3 protein-coding genes are annotated in these 3,003 nt (G+C 58.3%); all 3 read left to right on the forward strand.

The genetic code is table 11. The features are described 5' to 3' along the window. Nucleotides 1-996: MurR/RpiR family transcriptional regulator (locus NUW23_01815; protein MCR4424916.1), on the forward strand; the 996-nt coding region annotated here is incomplete at its 5' end. A 175-nt stretch (nucleotides 997-1,171) separates the two neighbouring features. After that, entirely contained in the window at nucleotides 1,172-2,605 is a 1,434-nt protein-coding gene (locus NUW23_01820; GenBank protein MCR4424917.1) for an FAD-binding oxidoreductase, read from the forward strand. 31 nt (nucleotides 2,606-2,636) lie between these two features. After that, nucleotides 2,637-3,003: hypothetical protein (locus tag NUW23_01825; protein MCR4424918.1), on the forward strand; the 367-nt coding region annotated here is incomplete at its 3' end.

Consider the following 3,003-nt stretch of genomic DNA (forward strand, 5'->3'; position numbering starts at 1 on the left):
CTTCCTCACACCAGAAGGATTTCCGGAGCCCGTGCAGAAATAGTTTCCGCCAAATGGGCCTCGTACGCGTACATAATGTCCGTCTCGGTGAGTGAGAGGTGTTCGCCTGTGTCCTGTGAGCCCGACCGAGTGAAAGGCCCGAACGATGCCGGGGTGCCCTCGGCGGTTCTGAGAATCAGGTCTGTGTATGCTGCCCTCGGCGAGGCCGAGCAGAGAGTCGCGGATTTCGTATGTACCCACCAGAAGGAGATGATATACCTCCCCATCACCGAGCTTGCAGAGAAGACCCTGACCAGCGAGTCCACGGTCGTAAGGATGTGTCAAAAGGCGGGGTTCAAGGGGTATCAGGACCTGAAACTCACACTTGCCCAGGACATCGTCTCTCCTCTTCAGAGCATCCACGAAGAGGTGACTCTGTCTGACGATATCCAGACCGTCATGAGCAAGGTCTTCCAGAGCATAGTGCAGACCCTTCAGTATACGAGGGACGTCATCGACTTCCAGGAGCTCGAGCGGGCAGCTGAGGTCCTGATGGACGCTCGCAGGGTCGCCGTGTTCGGCCTGGGCAACTCGTCATCAGTGGCAATGGACCTGTCACACAAGTTCATGCGCCTGGGATTCTCTGCTACGGCCTACACCGACTCTCACTTGCAGGCCATAGCTGCGTCCTTTCTCACGACCGGTGATGTGGCGCTGGGTGTGTCACATTCGGGCAGTTCGAGGGATGTCGTTGAAGCTCTGGCCATCGCTAGGGAGGGTGGGGCCACGACCGTCTGCATCACCAACTATGGGAAGTCCCCAATAACCAAAGTCGCGGACATCAAGCTCTTCACGGCGTCAGAGGAGACCAAGTACCGGGTGCTGGCTCTCTCGTCCCGAATAGCGCAACTGGGAATCGTGGACTCGCTCTATACTTACTTGGCTTTGCGCAGGGGGCAGAAAGCCGTAGATGGGATGAAACGCCTGGAACGGGCATTGACGGCACGGAAGTATTAGTGACCGTCGGCCCGTATTCATTTGCCGGTCGCGGATATTGTCTCCGCGAATCGAACAGTCACTGTGGAAACTGGCTCCGGGACTGCGGCGGAACCTGGGTTGAGGTTGCCCAGGTCGGGATTGTCACGGTGGGGCCGCGCGCCGTACGGTCCAGCTTGGGGGAGGGCCTGTGCACATGACGTTGTTTCCCAGCGCATATGTTGCCGACATGGTGTTGAGTGAACTGGAGGACATCGTGGGTCAGGAATATGTGTCCACGCGGGAAGTGGACAGACTGGCCTACGGCGTGGATTACTGTTGGATTCCTCGAGTGTGGTTCGACAGGGGCATGAAGCCCATCGCGCCCGACGTTATCGTGCGACCGAAGAACACTGAAGAGGTGTCGGCCGTCATACGGGTCGCAAACCGTTACGAAATACCCGTTGTGACATGGGGCGGAGGCTCGGGATCGCAAGGGGGCGCGTTACCTATCCGCCAGGGCATAACCCTCGACACGAAGAGAATGAACCAGATTGTGGAGGTCAACGAGACCGCTCTGACGGTCACGGCGGGGACGGGGATCATACAGCAGCACCTGGAGTGGGCTCTCAACGCCAGAGGATATTCCATGATGCACTACCCTGCCTCCATCGCGTGCGCAACGCTCGGGGGGTTCCTGGCCCACAGGGGCACAGGGGTACTGTCCACCAAGTACGGCAAGATAGAAGACATGGTTGTGTCAATGGAAGTAGTGCTTCCGAACGGGGACATCATCCGGACGCTGCCGGTCCCGAGGCACGCATCCGGGCCTGATCTGAATCAGCTGTTCATCGGCTCTGAAGGCACCCTCGGCGTCATCACTGAGGCGACAATGAAGATCCACCGGCCTCCTGAGGCACAGTTGTTCCGGGCCTTCATGTTCAAAGACCTACACTCCGGGCTAGAGGCTGGACGGAAGCTCATGGCTGCCCGGCTCCGGCCTTCCGCTCTCCGGCTGTATGATGAACCGGAGACGAAGAAGCAGGTAAGACGTGTTCTAGGGATAGAGAAAGAAGGCTGCTATCTCGTCTACTCGTTCGACGGGGCCAAGAGGATCGCGGAGATCGAGGAGGAGATGGCCAGGGAGATTTGCGCCGAGACAGCAACCGAAGACTTGGGGTCCGAGCCCGGCAGGAAGTGGTGGGAACACCGCTACGACTTCTACTATCCCCCGCACATGTATGATCTCCCCCAGATGTTCGGGACTATGGACACCGTCGCGACGTACGACAAGATCGAGCAGGTCTACTGGGCAATGAAAGAGGCTGTTGAGACTCAATTCCCCGGAGTGACGTTCATAGCTCATTTTTCTCACTGGTATGACTGGGGCTGCATGTGCTACGACCGGTTCATCCTGGACTCTCCTCCCGAGGACCCTCATGAGGCGCTCAGGCTGCACAACGCCATCTGGAACGCAGGGGTGAGAGCGGCCATCGCCAATGGCGGGATCATAAACGAACACCATGGGGTCGGGCTGAAGCTGGCAAGGTTCATGACGGAGCAATACGGGAGTGCGTTCCAGGTATTCGAAGGAATCAAGAAGGCCTTGGATCCCAGGGGGATCATGAACCCTGGCAAACTCGGTCTATGAGCCGGCTGAATCCTTCAAGGAGGTCCATGTTGTGGAACACGATGCCAATGCCAAGACCGGAGGTTCCGATACTCAGTCTCAAAGCACCCAGGCCGCCGGTGCGCTGGGTTGGAGGCCTGATGCAGGTGAACCAACGGAGGGTTCCGTCGGCCTGCGTGATGTCTGCAAGGAAACAGATGAGCTGGTTGACGCGCACCCCCTGAGGATCGCAGAGGCCCAGAACCAGCGGACGGTCAAGTCATGCCGGTTCTGCTGGATGTGCCGGCATCTGTGTACTGTCGGCAACCAGACTTGGCTCGAATCCACCACTCCCAGGGGCCGAGCTCTCAACCTCTATTCGGTATTGAAGGGCGCTGGCAAGTTCGATTCCGAAGTGGCCGATGTCATCTACAAGTGTT

This window comes from Bacillota bacterium (assembly GCA_024655925.1).
In the GTDB taxonomy this organism is placed as follows: Bacteria; Bacillota; DTU025; order DTU025; family JANLFS01; genus JANLFS01.

What these genes read in the sequence shown, in the direction of transcription:
- NUW23_01820 (MCR4424917.1), top strand. Translation starts at nt 1,172, where the DNA reads ATGACGTTGTTTCCCAGCGCATATGTTGCCGACATGGTGTTGAGTGAA.